The sequence below is a fragment of the Pseudomonas sp. FG1 genome (assembly GCF_034313875.1).
GTDB lineage: Bacteria > Pseudomonadota > Gammaproteobacteria > Pseudomonadales > Pseudomonadaceae > Aquipseudomonas > Aquipseudomonas veronii.
On record NZ_JAVIWP010000001.1, the window covers coordinates 1,017,432 to 1,036,235 of the forward strand.

An 18,804-nucleotide genomic window follows, 5' to 3' on the forward strand; every position below is an offset into this window, starting at 1 on the left:
TTTTTGTTTGCTCAATGCATCAGTGCCGGAGGACCACAGGGTCCATAGGCGACCGCAGAATCACCGACTTGATGATCTTCTGCTCGTCAGGATTGGCGTTCTTCCACAGGTGTGAGAAGTACTGAGCATTCACTTTCTCTTGAGCACTTACGCTGCCGGCGGCATCGATCAGGCGCATGGTCGAGTAGACACAGATCAGCGCCAGAATGAAGAACGACGTGGCGACCACCATCACATAACGCTTGGCCAGCACCGGTGCCCGCTTGAGCTCCTGGATAGAGGCGTCCGCCGCCTTTGTCGCTGCTGTAAGCTCCGAGATCAGTGGCTGGATGGCGGTGTCGACTCCGCGGCATGCAGCTGAATACGCTGATGCAGCGGCGCGCAAGGCAACCTCCTCCGCGTTCGACCAAGCCTTCTCCGCCTTTCGCACCTCCTCCTGAATCTGCCGGCCGACAGCGTCCACCTGCTCCACCAGTTCGTTCGACCTCTCCAGAACAGCGCTGGAGGTCCGCGTCTGCGAGGTCAGCTCATCGAGCTGGACAGTGAGTTTTTCAGTGCAGCGGCGAAAGTCACCGATAGCAACTGCCCAGGGCTCTATGTCATTCATGGCTATCTCCTAGGGCGGCCAACAACGCCGCGCTGAATTAACGCGCTAGATATCAAAATTGTAATTTAAGAGAAAATTCTTAGTCGCCCTCGACAGTGCCGAGATAGACATGATCCTTCCAGATTTGAGGATTTAACGCATCCTGCCTGCCGCCAAAATTACGGAATTGTAATTATTGACTCACCTTGTCGTTAGCTTCGCGTTCCTAAACTACAAACCAACAAAGGCCGCTAATCAGGCAGGCCTAGTATGAACCGAGGTTCACAATGAAATTTGTCAAATCTATCGCTATTGGCAGCCTGCTGCTGGGTCTCATGGGTACCGCTTACGCTGAAGGTGGCTTCGAGCGAGCGAAACAGTTCAATGAAAACTTCCGAACCGAACAGGCTCGCCTATGGAGCGATGACTCTTCGGACCAGAACAAACAACAAGTCGCTCAAGAGCAAAAGAAAGAAAGCAAGGATGGTAAGGAACAAGCCGACAATTAATCGGCGGTTAAATAGGACTTCAAATGACGAAAGAAATCGACAAAAAAGCCAGGATAAAACCTGGCTTTTTTGTGCTTGGAATTTAGCCTTCGTTCTTGCGAGGCGTTTCCGCATTGCTTTCTCCAGCCAGACCCTCGGCACCTTGTACGGTACGTTTCCAATGGCACAGCATGAGCTGGCTGGCGTTCGCTTCGGTGATCGCTGTACATGCTAGATCAGCGGGCAGACCATCCTTGCTGTCTCGCAAGCGCCTGGACAGATAGAACGAGCCATCCTGCGGCCACTTGGCAGGATCCTTGATGTTCTCGGACTTTCCGCTGCTGTAAAACTCCGACGAGTATGAGCGGCGGCCAGGATAGATCAGGGGAGCGGAATGAGCAGACTGCACATTGAGCCAGGCTTGAACCACATCTCGCTGATTCTGAGGTCGCTCCTCAAGTACCCCGGCGTAGATGATGCCCGCACCGATGATTGGTAACACCAATGCACTCGCCGCGGCAGCCCATGTAGTCTTCGGGCCAACATCGCTGATCCGTCCGGATAGCAGCAATGCCCAGGCTGGCAGCGCAGGTAGCAGGTAGGTCCACAGAATGTTGCCTGCAAATGTGAAGAAGACCGGTGTCGCCAAGGCCCACAGCCAGAGGTAAGCCTCGAAGCGCTGCATTGATTCACGCTTGCGGATCAGTAATGGTAAGAAAAAGGCCCACGGCAGTAGCGACAGTCCGAGCTGGATCCAGATGGTGCCATATGGCTTGGCATGAGCACTGCCGTATAGGTCGCCCGCCCAGTTACTGACGACGTAGCGGCTCCAGTGCTCACCAACGAAGAAGTACTCCATGAAGCCGGGCGTTTTCATCTCGGCCGCGACATACCAAGGCACGGATATACCGAACATGAGTACAAGGCCGCTGATCCAGGGAAGCCTCAGTACCCGTCCCCATTCCTTGTAGATAACGAACCAGGCGAATGCCGGCGCCCCCATAAGCACTAGGGTCAGAGGGCCTTTGGCAAGCAAGCCCAGCCCGAGACCTGCGAACATCAGGTAGGCATCCGCCTTGCTGGCGCACTTCATCCAACGCCAGAAACCGTAGCTGGCCAGCAGAATCGAGAACGACAAAACAGGGTCGGTCAGCACGACACCGCTGGAGACTAGGCCAAGGGTGGTGCTGGAAAAGATAATGGCGGCCCAGATGCCGGCGTTACGGGAAATCTGCTGCGTGCCGAGTTTGATGATGATGAAACAGCTTGCCAGGTGCAGCAGCCACGCCGGGAAACGCGCAGCGAACTCGTTAACGCCGAAGACCGTCATGCTTGCGGCCTGGGTCCAGAAGGACAACGGTGGCTTGCCCCAGAACGGTACCCCGTAGTCGAACATGGGCGTGATCCAGTCATTCAACTCGACCATCTTGCGAGCCATTTCAGCGTAGCGAGCCTCCGATGTGTCCATCAGTGGATAGATGCCCAGCCCCACCAAACGCAAGAGCAAAATCGAACCCAGGATCCACCACAGCGTCCGCTCGTTTTTCAGGCTCAGCATTTCTTACCCTCGATCGAGGCCATCGAAGGGTGGAGTGACACGGGATCCGCCTTGCTGCTGTGCTTCAGGAAATAGAGAGGCCGGCGCTTCACTTCCGCGAGTGTCACGCCCAGGTACTCCCCCACCATGGCGACACCGACGCACATGAATGAAGCCATTCCGACGATCAGGTGATGGATGTCGAAACTTCCTGCCACAAGCGACGCAAGCATGTAGCAGATGCTGGAGACGAAAAGACCGAAACTGATGAGGCTGAAAATGCGCAGCGGTTTGCGAGAGAAGCTGACGATGCTTTCGATGGCCAGATTGAACAGGCCAGCTGCATTCCACTTGGTGCTGCCGGCATGGCGAACGGTGCGATTGTAGGGCAGCTCGATGGTACGGAAGCCTACCCAGCCGATCATGCCTTTGAGAATCCTGGAGCGTTCGTCCAGCGCCCGCAGTGCTGCCAGCGGCGCAGGCCCAATCAATCGGAAATCGCTGACATCGGCCGGCATGTCCACCTTCTCCACCAGGCGCTGCATGACCCAGTAGTAAGCCCGGGCACTCATGCGCTTAAACCACGAATCACCGACTCTCAGGTTGCGTTGCATGTTCACCACGTCGTAACCGCGTTGCCAGTGGTCCACCATGGCCGAGATGAGCTCTGGTGGGTCCTGCAGGTCGACATCGATGAAGATCAGCGCACTGCCACGGGCATGGTCTATCCCGGCGCTGAGTGCAGCCTCTTTGCCGAAGTTGCGACTCAGGGACAGACAACGTACAGATGACCCATCCTGATAGTGGCGAAGAATGTCGGCCGTTCGGTCGTTACTGCCATCGTCGATATAGAGGATTTCGCAGGAGACGGGTAAGCGCTTCACGACGCGGGTGATCCGCTGGTGGAACTCGGGGATGGTTTCCTCTTCCTGGAAGCAAGGGACGACGATGGTTAACAAGGGATCAGGGCGCTCGGGAAAGCGATGTAATGTCTGCATGATTGAATGTCCAAAAACGATGTGCAATGAATCCAAGTGCAGTGAGGCTTAAGGTCACTACAAGTTGGGAGATGAGCGGTGACAGATTCGACTTGATGAGGAACCACATACCCACGCCATTGCCGAAGTTTGTGGCTAACGCGACCAGTGCAAACCTGACAGGCTGAAACTTACGAGAGCCATCTGACACAAAGCAGAGCGCCCTATTTCCAATAAAGCTTGCGATAGCGCCAACCATGCCTCCACAGATACTGGCTAGCAATGGAGTAGATAATTCTGTCGTAACCAGCACTAGGAACACCGCATAATGGATTCCCGTTGCTATGAAGCCGATCCCCAGATAACGAATCAGTAAGGTAGTAAGAGGTAGGGTTTGATTTTCCATGCCCAAAGCCTATGGAGGCAAAGGTGAAAAAAAAGTGAACCAAATGTAAATGCGTAATTGGCTAAATTTAGATCTGCCAAGTAATGAAATTGGCGCGCTAGGCTAGCACGCTACAATATCAGCAAGATTGCTCGAAAATTACGCTTTCGAAATAAAACCTTCCGATAACGCATGCATGACCTGCGGATTACAATGCTGACAAGATAAGGAAATGCTGGGTGGCATTGAGATAGATTCCCCGAATTAAGGGGGACCCAATGGTTACACAAAATGAAACATTTACAAGCAGCGTTGTTCCTTACAGTCCTGACATATTGGATGATCTGCCAATTGATGATCAGCTGGCCGTAGAGTTTTTCGCAACAGCACGTTGTGCCAGTTTCAAACAGGCTGCCCGGGGGCTCAATGTGCCAGTGGTAGGCCTTCGGAAACGCTTGGAGAAACTGGAAGAGCACATTGGTGCTCCCGTGTTTGTATACAAACACAACAAGCTTGCCCTGACCCGCACTGGCGAGAGGGTCAGCCATTACCTGTGCCAGCTCTTCGGCCCAGACGGCCTTGGCAAGTCCGGTGAAAAGGAAGTCCCCAGGCTTACCATCGCGATCACGGAGCCAGTGTTGAGCGACATCGTAAACCGCGATCTAGTCGCCTACGTGCGCGATCATGCCGAAATGCAGCTTGAAATCCATTCAGAGTGCACAACGCAGATGCTCTCTGAGTGTGAAGTCGATGTGGGTATCGCTTTCGTGAGCCCAGATGATGAGGGCGCGTTTGATCGCCATCCTACGTATAGGTTTGAACGGCTTGGCCGGATTGGGCACTCGCTGTTCATTTCCAGCCGCTACTCAAGAAGCGTCACCCTTCCAGTGCAGAGCCTGGATTTGCACAACTTCATGCTCGTTATCCCTTGGGATGAAGAGATTTTGGCGGGCTCACGAAAGTGGGCATCGATAATGGCTGAGCATCAGGGCGGTACCACTCGGGTAAAGAACTATAACTTATCCCGTGGCCTTGTCGTAGGAGGCGCGTGTATCGGTGTGCTGCCCGACTATAGTCGAAAGATGGAGAGGAATATTCTGCCGATGCCGGGTTTTTTGGACGATCTGGAGGAGAAAGATGTCTATCTTGTTATCAAAACCAAGCTTGCCCGCAACCCGCACGTTCTGGAAATCCGTAGATTGATCAAGAAGAGCTTCTTTGATAAGAAGGACTGGCTTGTTCGGTAACAGTTTTGTTAGGTTTCAAACTCTCCTGTTAACACTACAGAAACACAACTGTCATATTCGCTTGCAATCTAGTCAGAGTGCTTAGAACAAAGGCATCTTGTTACAGCAGGTGACAACCGTGGCCTGCTCCCATCTGCAAGATAAATTTAGGCCGACGAAGGGCGAAATACAACGTCGGTAGCTAAGCACTTAACATACGAGAGGCAAGCAATGATCCGTTCTTCGAACATGCGGGAAAAGCTGTTGGCTGCCGCAATAATAGGCACATTTTCCTCGCAAGCATTCTCCGGAACAGTAACCACTGACGGAGCTGACATCGTTCTGAAGACCAAGGGCGGTCTTGAAGTATCGACTTCTGACAAGGAATTCAGTTTCAAACTGGGCGGTCGCGTTCAGGCCGACTACGGCCGTTTCGATGGTGTCTTCACCAAGAATGGCGATACCGCTGACGCCGGCTACTTCCGTCGCGCCTACCTTGAGCTCGGCGGCGTTCTGTACCGCGACTGGAAGTATCAGCTCAACTACGACCTTTCCCGCAACACGGGCAACGACTCCGACGGTTACTTCGACGAGGCCAGCCTGACCTACACCGGTTTCAAGCCCGTCCAACTGCGATTCGGTCGTTTCTACACCGACTTCGGTCTTGAGAAAGCCACCAGTTCGAAGTGGACCACTGCCATGGAGCGGAACCTCTCGTACGACCTGGCGGACTGGATCAACGACAACGCCGGCATGGGTGTTCAAGCCACCAGCACCATCGCTGACATGGCTTATGTCTCCGGTAGCGTTTTCAGCGAAACCAACAACAACTCGGATGGCGACAGCACCAAGCGCTACAACGCACGTGCCGTGTTCGCACCGCTGCACAGTGATGGCAACGTCCTGCACGTCGGTGCTCAGTACGCTTACCGCGACCTCAAAAACAGTGCGGTCGATACCCGGATTCGTTCGCGTCTTGGCGTTCGCGGTGTAGATACCAATGGCGGCGGCGATGCCGGCACCAACGGCAACCGCATGCTGTTTGGCGGTGCCGCCGCACAAGATGGCCTGTGGAAGGACGATTCGGTCTGGGGTCTCGAAGGTGCCTGGGCCACCGGCCCGTTCTCGGTGCAAGCGGAATACCTTCGCCGCAAGCTGAAAGCTGACCAGGCCAACAGCGACATGAAGGCCTCTGGTTACTACGCCCAGATGGCTTACACCCTGACCGGCGAGCCGCGTATCTACAAGCTCGACGGTGCCAAGTTCGACACTATCAAACCAGAGAACAAGGAACTGGGGGCCTGGGAAGTTTTCTACCGCTTTGACGATATCAAGGTCGAAGACGGCAACCTGGTCACCGCAGCGGATCAATCGAACGAGCGCAAGGCCAAGAGCCACACTGTGGGTGTGAACTGGTATGTCAACGAGGCAGTGAAACTCAGTGCCAACTACATCAACGTGCGTACTGACAATAACGAGAACACCGTGGGCGACGACAGCGGCAATGCAATCGTGACCCGCCTGCAATACGTCTTCTGATCCCTCTCATCAGTCTGACGTGAGAAAGCCGGAAGCGCTCAATGTGCTTCCGGCTTCCCTGTTTCTGACGTGATCGAGCTTGGAGCGTCCTCCTCCTACCTGCTCTCGCTCACCTGATGACCTCTCTTGCCAAAACTCGGCGAATCTGGTGTGATTGCCGCGTCGGGTTTTGCATGGTGGCCGTGCAAGCAAACCAAACCTGACTCCTACTCATGATTGAACCTGATTCGACGTCCAGCTTCGCGTCTAACGGCCCTACAAGCGCAGCTACCCCAACGTCGCTCATTAGGGGATAGTCATGTCTGCCAAAAAGCTGCTTCAACCTCTCGCTGCTCAGCTGCACGCCTCATTCTCGGCTTCCGGTCGCCCGTACGCTCACCAGCACATTCACCAGTTGCTCCACGCTGCCATTGGCTCCGTCTCCCCAGAAGTTGACTCCCAAGACAATCTGCCAATCCAGGTATGCCGTGACAGCGACAGGCAGTACAACCTCTACGAGACGATTGAGCGGGCGAAAAAGTGCTTGGGATTGACCGATCTTCAAGCAGTCGGCGTGGCTGAAGAAGTCATCGAAGTACTACGAGCTGCAGGGATAGGCGTGAACCAGGTTCGCCTGCTCCTCGACCCCTCCTTCACCTCGAAGACTCGTAAAAAGGCATTCAAAGCCCTTTGCAAGAATCTGGATCTGAACGAGCTCGGCGATCGATTCGTCCCGAAAACGGCGACGCTGGCCATTGCGGCGGGTATGGCACCGCCTCCGAAAATCACGTGGAAAGATCGCTTCGCACTGGCTGCAGATTTCCCTATACGGGGACAGAGCCAGCTCGTCGAAATGGTGACTCGAAGCGAGTGCTATCTGTGGGTATTTCCGCCGACTGATCATCAAGCTACGGCTTCGGCGAGTCACGACCGCTATTTCGGTGAACAGACCCATCCGAGCGCTGAGATGGGCATGGGGTTCACTATCATCGATTCCGGATCGACCCGCCCTAAATTTCCGATGCTCTCCAAACAGCCGGAAGAGACCTTCATCCAGTATTCACTTTCGGCGCCGATGTGGTTCTGGCGCGCACAAAGTAACACCTGGCGGCTGGGAAACATCCTGCGCTCCAAGATCCTTGACGGGGCTCCTTGGCATAACGAGCCCTTGAGCGATGTGCTGCCAGGTGGTCTGAAGTCTCTGCCGCGGATTTATGGGTGCACCACCTGCCAAACGCTGTTCGTCGAGAAACACAGCGGCTATCCGGATGTACCCACTCAGTGCCAATGCGGTGAGGCGAGCAGCACGCGTGACCAAAACGAGTCACCTGCTCTCAATAGCTGATTTTCCTTACGGTGGCGGGCTATGCCCCCCGTTAGGGATTGGCTATGGGAGCGGGATTCGCTCACCCCAAACCTGAAGGCGCCGCCATCTAACCGAGCGATATGAGCTGAATGCTCGCGGAGTAGATATGCAGAACAGTACCAACAAACAAGACACCCTGGCGGCGATCAATGCACTTGTGGAGATTGCGTATGATCAGGGATTTGCGAACGGACAAGGGGTCGGCAATCAAGTCGGTTTCGTAGCCGGTGTCATGAGTCTCAAAGCTGCGTTGGCCTGCGGCTTAAGGCACGGCTCACCTGAGTGTGGGAAGGCCCTTGAAAGCCTCAAGCGCATCGGGATCGACGAGTGAGAAAAGTACGGGTCGTGCGCTGATCGCGCACGACCCGTACTTCTACTTCAAGTCATTTCCCTGCTTAGCTTCATGATTGAAGCTCAGGGATCAGGAGCTTCTGCGGTAGGCCAACAACCGCAAGGCGTTGAAGACGACCAGCAGTGTGGAGCCCTCATGGATCGCAACGGCGGCACCAATGCTCAAGCCCATGATGGTAGACGGAACCAAGATGGCCACAATCCCCAAGCTGACGAACAGGTTCTGGCGGATGATCGATCGCGTGTGACGGCTCAGCCCCACCGCAAATGGGAGTTGCCTGATGTCGTCAGCCATAAGCGCGATATCAGCCGTTTCCAGGGCGACATCAGATCCGGCAGCCCCCATTGCGATGCCAACGCTCGAATTGGCCATGGCAGGGGCATCATTCACGCCGTCACCCACCATGGCCACCCTGGCGCTGAGGCGCAGGTTCTTGATGGCCTTGACCTTGTCTTCCGGCATTAGGTCTCCCCACGCCTCATCTAAGCCAACTTGTTTGGCTACCGCCTCTGCAACGCGGTTGTGGTCCCCAGAAATCATGACCATGCGGTCGATGCCCATCTCTCTGAGTTTCTGGAGTGCCTCTTTGGCACCCTCTCGGGGTGTGTCCAATAGCCCGATAGCGCCCAGATCCTTGTCAGCGCGACGTACCACCATGGTTGTGCGGCCCGACTGACGCAGACGCTCCGCAGCCTCCAAGGCTGCCTTGCTCAGTGCGGGAATACCATTGGTACCGAACATCTCGACCTTGCCAATCCAGACGAACTGCCCATCAAGCTCGGCACGTACGCCGCGGCCAATCATGTTGCTCATGTTCTTGGCTTGCAATCGGCGCCGTGTGCCAATCATCTCTTCACCGTCACGCACAATTGCCGCAGCCAGCGGATGGTCGCTCATCGACTCCACAGCGATGGCGACGTTTAGTAGATCCTCGATCTGCGTGCCGCCTACCGGTATTACATCGGTGATGCGTGGGCGCCCTTCGGTCAGGGTACCGGTCTTGTCGAATGCCATGGCATTCAAGGAGCCGAGCTCTTCAAGCGGTGCACCGCCCTTGATCAGCACGCCACCTCGGGCTGCCCTGGCGATGCCAGATAGAATGGCGCTTGGTGTTGCGATCGCCAGCGCGCAGGGGCTGGCTGCAACCAGTACGGCCATCGCCCGGTAGAACGAGTCACGGAACGGCTCATCAAGGAAAATGCCGGCAAATAGCAGCCCGACTACCAGCAGCAAAACCAACGGGACGAATATGCGTTGGAAGCGGTCCGTGAATCGCTGGGTCGGTGACTTCCTGACTTCGGCTTCACTGACCATCTTGATGACCCGCGCCAGGGTACTTTCCGTAGAGCGCCGTGTTACCTCAACCTCGATGAGCGTTTCGCCATTGATGGTACCGGCGAAGACTTTCGAGGCTGCATCCACTGCATCTGGCTTGCTGCGTGCGAGTTCGGCATCAGGGACAGGTTGCTTGTCCACGGGGACGCTCTCACCGGTTACTGGCGCCTGGTTGATACTTGAGGAGCCCACTACAACAAAACCATCGGCCGGTAGGCGGTCATTGGGGCGCACGATGACAACGTCACCGGGAACCAGCAGCTCCACAGGCATTTCCAACGTGCCATTTGCTCTGCGTACGATCGCGGTGGCTGGTGCGAGCTTGGACAGTGCCTCAATCGCTTTCTTGGCCCGCCCCATCGCGTAGCTTTCAAGGGAATGCCCCAGACTGAACAGGAACAGCAGCAGAGCCCCCTCCGCCCAGGCGCCAATGCTCGCGGCACCGGCTGCGGCGAGAAGCATCAGCGAATCGATCTCGAAGCGTTTCTGGCGGATGTTGCTGATCGCTTCCTTGGTGGTGAACCATCCACCGAACACATAGGCCGACACGTACAGAATAAGGGGAAGTCGATCAATCAGCCCAAGTTTTCCTGCGAGGGCTCCGGCACCCAGGAGAGCACCACAGATCAGCGCGAAAAACAGCTCCGTGTTCATGCCAAAAATGCCGCCATGCTCATGGCTATGACCTTCATGCCCAGCTTGGTCATCAGGGCGTTCAAGCAAACTCTTCATAACTCGTCCCTTCTGGGGTCAAGGCTTCCAATTGCCCTCTGCAGTTGGGAGCCGTCGCGGTTGGTTAGCTAAGACCTATTGCACGGTTTGCCCCGGCCCAGGCGTTAACATGTCAAAACCATGGGGCATCGGGCGTAATAAAAAATGCCAGGCACTGCCTGGCATTTATGAATTCTCTAATTGTTCTGTTCAAATCGTTTACTACTTGTTGTTGATGCATTGCGAATACATCGAGTAACGAACAGTCTTGAGCGTGCCCTGGGAGTCCTCGAAGGTCATCAACCGTGGGTAGACCTGGCAGGTACGTGGGTCCTGCGACTGACGTACGAACTTAGCAACGTCTATCTTCATGCCATATTTGTAATCCTGAATCTCTGGCATTGGCTTGCCATTTTTCTCCGCGTACTTGGCCACTGCGGTCTGGTGCTCCTTGGTGTATTGCAGCTGCTTGCTCTCGGAAAAAGTGTTGGCCTGCGAAGCCACCGAGAAAACAACAAGTGCAGCAGCGATAATTAGCTTTTTCATAAAACCCTCTCAATTTCAAAACTTCTCGGGCGTAACCTTAGCAATGCATAGGCATCACCGGCATGACGAGAAACTTACAATTTTGAAAGGTAAGTGCATCTACTTCACTTTAAACAAAAAAGCCCACAACACGTGTTGTGGGCTTCTCTTTAGCGGAGCCTGTTAGCTAACCACTTCGGCCTCGTCGCCGTCTTCATCCTTGCGGTGTGCCCAGTAATACAGGGCAGGCAGTACCAACAAGGTCAATGCGGTGGAGGACAGGATCCCGCCAATCACCACAGTCGCCAGTGGCCGCTGAACTTCTGCACCGGTACCGGTGGCCAAAGCCATCGGGATGAAGCCCAGGGAAGCTACCAAGGCAGTCATCAGAACAGGTCGCAGACGGGTTAATGCACCTTCATCGACTGCCTGCCTGAGCGTTCGCCCTTCCTCCCTTAGCCCGCGGATGAAGGCAATCATCACCAGGCCGTTCAGTACTGCAACGCCGGACAGTGCAATGAAGCCGACACCTGCCGAGATCGACAGTGGGATGTCCCGCAACCACAACGCCACAACACCACCGGTGAGTGCGAATGGAATACCGGTGAAGACCAGCATGCCGTCCTTCAGGTTGTTGAACATCAGGAACAACAAGGTCATGACCAGCAGCAAGGCGACTGGAACAACGATCTGCAGCCGTTTGGCAGCCGACTGCAGCTGCTCGAACTGGCCACCCCAAGTCGTCCAGTAGCCCGCAGGGATTTGCACCTTCTGATCCAGCGAAGCGGTCGCCTCCTCAACGAAGGATCCCAGGTCACGGCCTCGAACGTTGGCACTGACGATTACCAGACGCTTGCCGTTCTCGCGGCTGATTTGGTTCGGGCCCAGTTGCAGGTCCAGATTAGCGACCTGCGACAGCGGGATGAAACCGATCTGGTTGGCACCCTGAGCCGCATTGGCAGGCACCGGAATCAGCAAACTGGACATCCCCGCTACGTCGGTGCGAACGGTCTCAGGCAGGCGCACTACCATGTCGAACCGACGGTCGCCCTCATACAGCGTGCCGGCCTGGCGACCACCCACGGCGATAGCGATCGAGTTCTGAACATCCGCGATGTTCAGGCCGTAGCGTGCTGCTTTCTCGCGGTCGATGTTGATTGTCAGCACCGGCAGGCCGGATGTCTGCTCAACTTTCACTTCCGACGAGCCCGGTACCGCTTTGAGCGCTGCCGCGATCTTGTTGGCGGTGTTGTTGAGCACGTCCATGTCATCGCCGAAGACCTTCACAGCGACATCACTACGCACGCCCGAAATCAGCTCGTTGAAACGCAGTTGGATTGGCTGCGACAACTCGTAGTTGCTTCCTGGAACACCCGCTGCGGCCTTCTGCACCTCAGCAATCAGCTCATCGCGAGGCTTCTTGGGGTTAGGCCACTGATCCTGAGGCTTGAGCATGATGTAGGCGTCGGAGGCGTTCGGTGGCATCGGGTCAGATGCAATTTCCGCGGTACCCGAGCGTGCGAACATCCGCTCGACTTCAGGCACCTGCGCTATTACCGCTTTCTCCAGACGCTGCTGCATCTCGACGGACTGAGTGAGGCTCGTTCCAGGCACACGCATGGCCTGCATCGCAAAGTCACCCTCACTGAGGCTTGGGATGAACTCGCTACCCATACGACTTGCCAGCACACCACTGAGCACGACCAAGGCTACTGCGGCCGAGAAAGCGATGTTCCGATGTCCCAGCACCCATTGCAGAACCGGCTCATAGCGCAGTCGAGCTGTGCGCATGACCACGCCTTCCTCTTCCTTCACCTTGCCAGTGACGAACATGGCAATAGCTGCAGGAACAAAGGTAACGGACAGGATCATTGCGCCCAGCAGAGCCATCACAACGGTGAACGCCATAGGGTGGAACATTTTGCCTTCGACGCCGGTGAGGGCGAAGATCGGCAGGTACACCACCATGATGATCAGCTGACCGAAGATCAGCGGCCGGCGAGCTTCTCGCGCCGCGGCAAAGACCTCGTGGAAGCGTTCGGTTTTGGTGAGCATGCGGCCATGCTTATGCTGCGCATGAGCCAGTCGACGGATCGCGTTTTCTACAATAACCACGGCACCGTCGACGATGATGCCGAAGTCGAGTGCCCCCAAACTCATTAAGTTGGCACTGACCTTGTTGTTGAACATGCCTGTGAAGGTGAAAAGCATGGACAGCGGAATCACCATCGCGGTGATCAGGGCTGCACGGATGTTGCCGAGGAACAGGAACAGAATCGCGATTACCAAGATCGCGCCTTCTACCAGGTTCTTCTTCACCGTCGCGATGGCTTTTTCAACCAGGTTGGTACGGTCGTAAACGGTCACAGCCACCACGCCCTTTGGCAGGGTGCGGTTGATGTCCGCCAGTTTGGCGGCGACAGCTTGAGACACAGTACGGCTGTTTTCACCAATCAGCATGAACACGGTACCGAGCACGACTTCGCGGCCGTTCTCAGTAGCAGCACCTGTGCGGAGTTCTTTACCGATGCTGACGTCAGCAACGCTGCTGATGCGAATCGGTGCACCATCCACGCTGGTGATCACGATGTTGGCGATGTCTTCGATGTTGCCTACCTGGCCGGGCGCACGGATGAGCAACTGCTCACCATTACGTTCGATGTAGCCGGCGCCGACGTTGGCATTGTTACTTTCCAACGCTGCGACCAGGTCATTGAGGGTAAGCTTGTAGGTAGCCAGGCGCTTAGGATCTGGCGCAACCAGGAACTGCTTGGCATAGCCGCCGATGGTATTGATCTCGGCTACACCCGGGACGTTGCGCAGCTGAGGCTTGATGATCCAGTCTTGGATCACGCGCAGGTCGGTCGGGGTGTAAGGCGTACCGTCCTCTTTGACCGCGCCATCTTCGGCTTCAACGGTCCACAGGAAGATCTCGCCGAGGCCGGTAGATACCGGACCCATGACGGCCTCTACACCTTCTGGCAGCTGTTCCTTCGCAACCTGCAGCCGCTCGTTGATCAACTGGCGGGCAAAGAAGATGTCAGTGCCATCCTTGAAGATCACGGTGACCTGAGACAGGCCAGAGCGAGACAGGGAACGGGTCTGCTGAAGGCCCGGGAGACCGGCCATTGCCGTTTCAACTGGAAACGTGATCCGTTGTTCGGTTTCCAAGGGCGAGTAACCAGGCGCTGCAGTGTTGATCTGCACCTGAACGTTGGTGATATCGGGTACCGCATCGATGGGCAGCTTTTGATAGCTGTAGATACCGATACCCGCCATGATCAGAACAGCGATCATTACTACGATGCGCTGCTCGATGGCGAATCTGATGATACGTTCAAACATGAGAAATCATCCTGTCAGTTCGCATCAGTGACCGTGTTCGGCAGAAGCTTTGCCGAGCTCGGACTTGAGTGTGAAGCTGCCACTGGTTGCTACCTGGGCGCCGGCTTCAATACCGTCGATGATTTCCACGTACCCACTGTCGCGGCGACCCAGTTTTACCGGGCGGGTGTCAAAGCCATCTGGGGTGCGTACGAATACCGAAGGTTTGTCTTCAACGGTCTGCACTGCGTGCTCGGGGACCGCTACGGCAACTCGATCGGTCTGGGAAGTGACCGCAATGTTCACGAACAGGCCTGGACGCCAGGCGCCGTTGGGGTTGGTCAAGGTGACGCGGACAGTAGCTGCACGGTTTTGCTCGCCCAGCAGGCTGCCGACATAACCCACCTTCCCTTCGACCTCGACGTTCATGTCAGGCGAAGAGACTTTCACCGCACGACCAGTCGTGACCTTGCCCAGATCTGTAGGCGGGACGGCGAAGGTTGCCCAAACCTGGTTCAGGTCGGAAAGGATGAAGGCGTTGGTCGCCTCGCTTACGACTTCGCCAACGGTCAGATGTTTCTCCACTACCACGGCGTCGAAGGGAGCTCGAAGCTCGTATCGATTACCGCCAACGGAGTTAACCGAGGCACCGATAGCGCCGACCTTCTGCTTGGCGTTGGCCAAGGAGATCTCCGCTTCTTGCAACGCTTGGCGTGCTTGGAGGTAGTCTTGCTCTGCAGAGATTTTGTCCTGCCACAGCTCTTTCTCACGCTGGAAGGTCACACGCGCCAGTTCGACGCGACGCTGTGCGGCCTGTTGTTCGCTGCGCAGGTCAGAGATCTGCTGGCTGGCGATTACAGCGAGGACCTGACCCTTTTTGACCGTCTCACCCAGGTCGGCCTGGACAGCTTCAACAACGCCAGGAACACGAGGAACCACGTGGGCAGTACGGTCTTCATCGAAGCGAATTTCGCCCGGGAAGCTCACGACTGTACCCAAGTCACGCGGCGCTGCAGCTTCCAGGGCAACGCCGGCTGCCTTGATCTGTTCATCGCTGAGCGTCAGTTTGCCCTCTTCTTCACCGCCCTCTTCGCTGTGGCCTTCTTCGCCATGGCCCTCATCACCTTCCTCTTGGGCGGCAGATGAGGCTTTCTTTTCGTCGCCATGGCCATCGTTAGCGCCATGTTCGGCGGTACTGGCGGCCTGCTGTCCGGAACTATTGTTCCAGGCAAGGCTGCCAAATCCGAGGGCTGCCACAGCGGCTACCGCGAGGGCGATCTTGCGTTTGTTATCCATTGCTACTCCTGCTGATCGTAGGCACCGGCTTGTTCAAGGCTGGGTGCCGAAGAAAATGTTTGGCCCGCTCAGCGAGCGCCGGCAGTTGAGCCGACTTCGCCATAAACCCTTTCCACCTGCGCACGCGCATTGGTCGCCGCTGCCAACGATTCGAGGTATTGGCCACGAGCGACGATCAAGGTGCGCTGGGCATCCAGCACTTCGATGAAGCCGAATTTGCCCATCTCGAAGCCGCGGGTTGCGGTCTCTACGGCTTGTTGGGCTGACGGCAGAATGGTCTTGTCGTAGGACTCGACCTCCTGCATTGCGGTGGACCACTGGTTCAACGCGGTTTGGGTTTCGGTGCGCAGGCGCAGCTCCACAGCATTGCGCTGGTCTCGGGCCTGATCGGCACGTCGAGAAGCGGAAAGAATGTTGCCTTGGTTACGATCGAACAGCGGCAGAGGCATAGACAGGCCCACAGTGTTGACCCGCTCGCGCACAGAGCGGTCGTACTGGCTGCCTACGCTGACAGTAAGATTCGGGATACGCTGAGCTTTCTCTGAACCGAGCGAGGCATCGCTCTTGTCGATCTGCACCACGGCCTGGCGCATTTCTGCGGTCTGATCGAGCTTTGCCAGCAGCTCTTCAGTCTGCGGTGGCAGCCCCGGGGAGAGGGTTGGCGATTCGAGTTGATCAAATACCGTGACTGAGCTCCCGGTAATTTGCGCGAGCTGCTGGTAAGCGGTCGCCTTTTCCGTTTCGGCACGTCGAACTTGAAGCTTGGCTTCGGCCAGTTGCACCTGGGCGCGGGTGGCCTCTACTGGGGACGATTTACCTGCGCGAACACGGCCATCGACGATGCGGAGACCGCGCTCAGTCAGTTCGAGAGATTGCTTGGCCAGATCAAGGCCTGTCTGGGCCCGCAACGCGGCGTAGAAGGCTTGCACGACGTCTGCACGCAGTCCGTTCACGCGACGGTCTAACTCCAGCTGTGCGGCGGTCTGCCCGAATGTGGCGACGTCAACCCGAGCCCCCCGCTTACCGCCCAGCTCAAGGGTTTGGCTGAGCGAAACAGTTGTCTGGCTGGTGTTACGACGGGTGTCTTCCACGTCGTACGAGATTGTGGGGTTGGGGATAAGTCCGGCCTGCTTGCGAGCGCCGTCAGCGATCCCAATCTCTTGCCTGGCTGCAGCTAGATCAGGGTTGGCATCCATGGCCGTCGAAAGCGCCTGGGGCAAGCTGATGCTTTGGGCAAGGGCTGCAGGTGCCATCAATCCAGAGATGACTGCACAGAGTGCAGCGATCTTCCAGGGCGAGACGGAGGTCTTGGATAAGACATTGCGGTTATACCGGGGCACTTTGATGGTCCTCGTGCACAAACTTCGATAAAGCTTGGCGAGAACGCCGAAACAGCTGCCAAGCCCCACTTGATTAGGTGATGGCACTCTAATGAGCGGTAGCTATCAGAGGGGTGGCTGGAAAATTACAATTTCGTAATAAATCCCTGTAATGCCCGTAAATACTGCGATTCCCAACCCGGCTCTATGATTTCGTTACAAGCAACGGAGATGGCAACCACGCGGTGCGAAGGCGCCAAATAACGGGCAGATGACGAAATTGTAATTTTCCTATCACCCTCCCGTTATCTTCGGCCTGCAAATATGAGCTCGCGCTACGCTAGGCGCGCCGCCGGGTCAGAACAATTAACGACACCCGCGCAGGTAAACATAATAAAAACTGCCGTGAATCAAAGGAGCATCGGATGAAAATCAAAGTACCACTGTATTTGGCGGCAGTTTCTGCGCTGTCTGGAAGCTATGCTATTTCGGCACAAGCTGAAGACAAGTCAGAGGGCTTCATTGAAGGCAGCAGCCTTACAGTGCTGAACCGTAACTTCTATTTCAATCGTGATAACCGCGACAGCACTGCCCCTACTTACAACAGTGGCAAAGGCAATACCAATGGCTACTCCGAAGCCTGGGCGCACGCAATCATCAGCAAATTCAACTCTGGGTTTACCCAGGGTACAGTGGGCTTTGGCGTTGATGCCTTCGCCATGATCGGCCTTAAGCTCGACACCGGTGATGGGCGCAACGGCGGCCGTAGCTCCTTCGACGTGCTGCCTGTTGATAACAAGGGCGAAGCTCGCGACGAATACACCAAGGTCGGCGGCGCAGCCAAAGTTCGCTTGTTCGATACCATCGTGAAAGTGGGTGATGTCTTCCCATCGACCCCGGTCGTTGCATCGGGTGACTCGCGACTGTTGCCGGAAAGCTTTCGCGGCGTGACCGTTGAGAACACCAGCATCCAAGGCCTCACCCTGCAGGGTGGTCGTCTGCATGCGATGAGCCAACCGGTCTCTAGCAACCTTAACGACAACTTCGTGACCTTCTACGGCGGCCCAGTCAACTCGCCATGGATCGGCTACGGTGGCGGTGATTACTCGATCAACGACAACTGGACCGTGAGTGCCTATGCAAGCCAGTTGAAAGACGTCTGGAACCAGTACTACGCCGGTACCAGCTTCGCCTACCCCTTGAACGACGATCTGGCGCTGATCGGCGGCTTCAATTACTACAAAGCCGTGGATGAAGGTAAGCGACGCCTGGGCGAATTTGACAACAACATCTGGAGTGCCAAGGTCGGCGTACGTTACGGTGCTCACACCCTGGCCCTCTCGCATCAGCGCAACAACGGCGACGACGACTTCGACTACCTGCGTCAGTCGGACTCGATCTTCGTCGACAACTCCATCCAATACAGCGACTTCAACTCGCCGAAAGAGCGTTCATGGATGCTGCGCTACGACCTGAACTTCACCAGCTACGGCATTCCAGGCCTGACGTTCATGACCCGCTACGCCAGAGGCTCGGGCGCGGATTACTCGAATGCTAACCAGTTCTACATGCGCACTGACGACAACGGCAACCCGCTCGACAATCAGAAGCGCTGGGAGCGTGACGTCGAAGTCAAATACGTTGTCCAAACCGGCCCGGCAAAAGATCTGTCCTTCCGGTTGCGCCAGGCAACCACGCGTGCCACTGCTTTCGAATCGGATTTGGATGAAACTCGTGTAATCATCGAGTACCCGCTTTCGATTCTTTAATTCGCTAACGGACCAGTTATTCATTAGCTGATCCTGTTAGTAAAACGAGCATTACGAATTCACCTTGAGTGGCTTAAGTGCTCCTTTGGT

Annotated in this window: 15 protein-coding genes; 6 read left to right on the top strand and 9 right to left on the bottom strand. The window is 56.0% G+C overall.

Translation table 11 applies throughout. The features are described 5' to 3' along the window. Positions 1-19 precede the first annotated feature (19 nt). Positions 20-607, bottom strand: coding sequence for a hypothetical protein (locus tag RGV59_RS04840; protein WP_003253452.1), 588 nt, complete (start codon positions 605-607; stop codon positions 20-22). Between the two features lie 266 nt (positions 608-873). On the opposite strand from RGV59_RS04840, the gene RGV59_RS04845 reads away from it, so the two are divergent. After that, positions 874-1,095 carry a hypothetical protein gene (locus RGV59_RS04845; protein ID WP_003253450.1) on the top strand — a complete coding sequence of 74 codons (222 nt, stop codon included), beginning with the start codon at positions 874-876 and terminating at the stop codon, positions 1,093-1,095. Positions 1,096-1,177: 82 nt separating this feature from the next. Here the strand turns inward: RGV59_RS04845 and RGV59_RS04850 are convergent, their stop codons facing one another. The 3 genes from RGV59_RS04850 to RGV59_RS04860 are packed head-to-tail and all read right to left on the bottom strand — an operon-like array spanning position 1,178 to position 3,994. Next, positions 1,178-2,632: an ArnT family glycosyltransferase gene (locus RGV59_RS04850; RefSeq protein WP_003253448.1), complete on the bottom strand. Its 1,455-nt coding sequence runs from the start codon at positions 2,630-2,632 to the stop codon at positions 1,178-1,180. After that, positions 2,626-3,609, bottom strand: a complete 984-nt coding sequence (locus RGV59_RS04855; protein WP_003253446.1) for a glycosyltransferase family 2 protein — start codon at positions 3,607-3,609, stop codon at positions 2,626-2,628. The genes RGV59_RS04850 and RGV59_RS04855 overlap by 7 nt, the downstream gene beginning before the upstream one ends. Next, positions 3,575-3,994: a GtrA family protein gene (locus RGV59_RS04860; protein WP_003253444.1), complete on the bottom strand. Its 420-nt coding sequence runs from the start codon at positions 3,992-3,994 to the stop codon at positions 3,575-3,577. Before RGV59_RS04860 ends, RGV59_RS04855 begins: the two co-directional genes overlap by 35 nt. A gap of 257 nt (positions 3,995-4,251) precedes the next feature. Here RGV59_RS04860 and RGV59_RS04865 point away from each other — a divergent pair, with 257 nt between their 5' ends. The 4 genes from RGV59_RS04865 to RGV59_RS04880 all read left to right on the top strand — a co-directional run bounded on the left by RGV59_RS04865 (position 4,252) and on the right by RGV59_RS04880 (position 8,414). Beyond that, positions 4,252-5,220 (top strand): LysR family transcriptional regulator, encoded by a 969-nt coding sequence (locus tag RGV59_RS04865; RefSeq protein WP_003253442.1) that lies wholly within the window; start codon positions 4,252-4,254, stop codon positions 5,218-5,220. Between the two features lie 210 nt (positions 5,221-5,430). Beyond that, on the top strand, positions 5,431-6,738 hold the full coding sequence (locus RGV59_RS04870) for an OprO/OprP family phosphate-selective porin (RefSeq protein WP_003253440.1): 1,308 nt from the start codon (positions 5,431-5,433) through the stop codon (positions 6,736-6,738). 298 nt (positions 6,739-7,036) lie between these two features. After that, positions 7,037-8,062: a hypothetical protein gene (locus RGV59_RS04875; RefSeq protein WP_003253439.1), complete on the top strand. Its 1,026-nt coding sequence runs from the start codon at positions 7,037-7,039 to the stop codon at positions 8,060-8,062. A gap of 127 nt (positions 8,063-8,189) precedes the next feature. Next, positions 8,190-8,414 carry a hypothetical protein gene (locus RGV59_RS04880; protein WP_003253436.1) on the top strand — a complete coding sequence of 75 codons (225 nt, stop codon included), beginning with the start codon at positions 8,190-8,192 and terminating at the stop codon, positions 8,412-8,414. 90 nt (positions 8,415-8,504) lie between these two features. On the opposite strand, the gene RGV59_RS04885 is transcribed toward RGV59_RS04880, so the two are convergent. From RGV59_RS04885 to RGV59_RS04905, 5 genes are all read right to left on the bottom strand, one after another. After that, a complete protein-coding gene (locus RGV59_RS04885) occupies positions 8,505-10,502 on the bottom strand; it encodes a heavy metal translocating P-type ATPase (RefSeq protein ID WP_046786872.1) in 1,998 nt (665 codons plus the stop codon). Between the two features lie 201 nt (positions 10,503-10,703). Further along, the gene (locus RGV59_RS04890) at positions 10,704-11,027 is read right to left on the bottom strand and encodes a DUF2790 domain-containing protein (RefSeq protein ID WP_003253432.1); all 324 of its coding nucleotides are present in this window, start codon (positions 11,025-11,027) and stop codon (positions 10,704-10,706) included. A gap of 162 nt (positions 11,028-11,189) precedes the next feature. After that, the gene (locus RGV59_RS04895; RefSeq protein ID WP_003253428.1) at positions 11,190-14,351 is read right to left on the bottom strand and encodes a CusA/CzcA family heavy metal efflux RND transporter; all 3,162 of its coding nucleotides are present in this window, start codon (positions 14,349-14,351) and stop codon (positions 11,190-11,192) included. 24 nt (positions 14,352-14,375) lie between these two features. After that, positions 14,376-15,626, bottom strand: coding sequence for an efflux RND transporter periplasmic adaptor subunit (locus tag RGV59_RS04900; protein ID WP_047279635.1), 1,251 nt, complete (start codon positions 15,624-15,626; stop codon positions 14,376-14,378). Positions 15,627-15,694: 68 nt separating this feature from the next. Continuing rightward, positions 15,695-16,966, bottom strand: a complete 1,272-nt coding sequence (locus RGV59_RS04905) for a TolC family protein (RefSeq protein ID WP_139047608.1) — start codon at positions 16,964-16,966, stop codon at positions 15,695-15,697. 404 nt (positions 16,967-17,370) lie between these two features. Here RGV59_RS04905 and RGV59_RS04910 point away from each other — a divergent pair, with 404 nt between their 5' ends. Further along, positions 17,371-18,714, top strand: a complete 1,344-nt coding sequence (locus RGV59_RS04910) for an OprD family porin (protein ID WP_322246916.1) — start codon at positions 17,371-17,373, stop codon at positions 18,712-18,714. The last annotated feature ends 90 nt before the right edge of the window (positions 18,715-18,804 follow it).

Coding starts and splice junctions, on each gene's coding strand:
- RGV59_RS04910 (WP_322246916.1), top strand. CDS start 17,371: ATGAAAATCAAAGTACCACTGTATTTGGCGGCAGTTTCTGCGCTGTCT.
- RGV59_RS04865 (WP_003253442.1), top strand. CDS start 4,252: ATGGTTACACAAAATGAAACATTTACAAGCAGCGTTGTTCCTTACAGT.
- RGV59_RS04845 (WP_003253450.1), top strand. CDS start 874: ATGAAATTTGTCAAATCTATCGCTATTGGCAGCCTGCTGCTGGGTCTC.
- RGV59_RS04880 (WP_003253436.1), top strand. CDS start 8,190: ATGCAGAACAGTACCAACAAACAAGACACCCTGGCGGCGATCAATGCA.
- RGV59_RS04890 (WP_003253432.1), bottom strand. CDS start 11,027: ATGAAAAAGCTAATTATCGCTGCTGCACTTGTTGTTTTCTCGGTGGCT.
- RGV59_RS04840 (WP_003253452.1), bottom strand. CDS start 607: ATGAATGACATAGAGCCCTGGGCAGTTGCTATCGGTGACTTTCGCCGC.
- RGV59_RS04875 (WP_003253439.1), top strand. CDS start 7,037: ATGTCTGCCAAAAAGCTGCTTCAACCTCTCGCTGCTCAGCTGCACGCC.
- RGV59_RS04895 (WP_003253428.1), bottom strand. CDS start 14,351: ATGTTTGAACGTATCATCAGATTCGCCATCGAGCAGCGCATCGTAGTA.
- RGV59_RS04885 (WP_046786872.1), bottom strand. CDS start 10,502: ATGAAGAGTTTGCTTGAACGCCCTGATGACCAAGCTGGGCATGAAGGT.
- RGV59_RS04850 (WP_003253448.1), bottom strand. CDS start 2,632: ATGCTGAGCCTGAAAAACGAGCGGACGCTGTGGTGGATCCTGGGTTCG.
- RGV59_RS04855 (WP_003253446.1), bottom strand. CDS start 3,609: ATGCAGACATTACATCGCTTTCCCGAGCGCCCTGATCCCTTGTTAACC.
- RGV59_RS04870 (WP_003253440.1), top strand. CDS start 5,431: ATGATCCGTTCTTCGAACATGCGGGAAAAGCTGTTGGCTGCCGCAATA.
- RGV59_RS04860 (WP_003253444.1), bottom strand. CDS start 3,994: ATGGAAAATCAAACCCTACCTCTTACTACCTTACTGATTCGTTATCTG.
- RGV59_RS04900 (WP_047279635.1), bottom strand. CDS start 15,626: ATGGATAACAAACGCAAGATCGCCCTCGCGGTAGCCGCTGTGGCAGCC.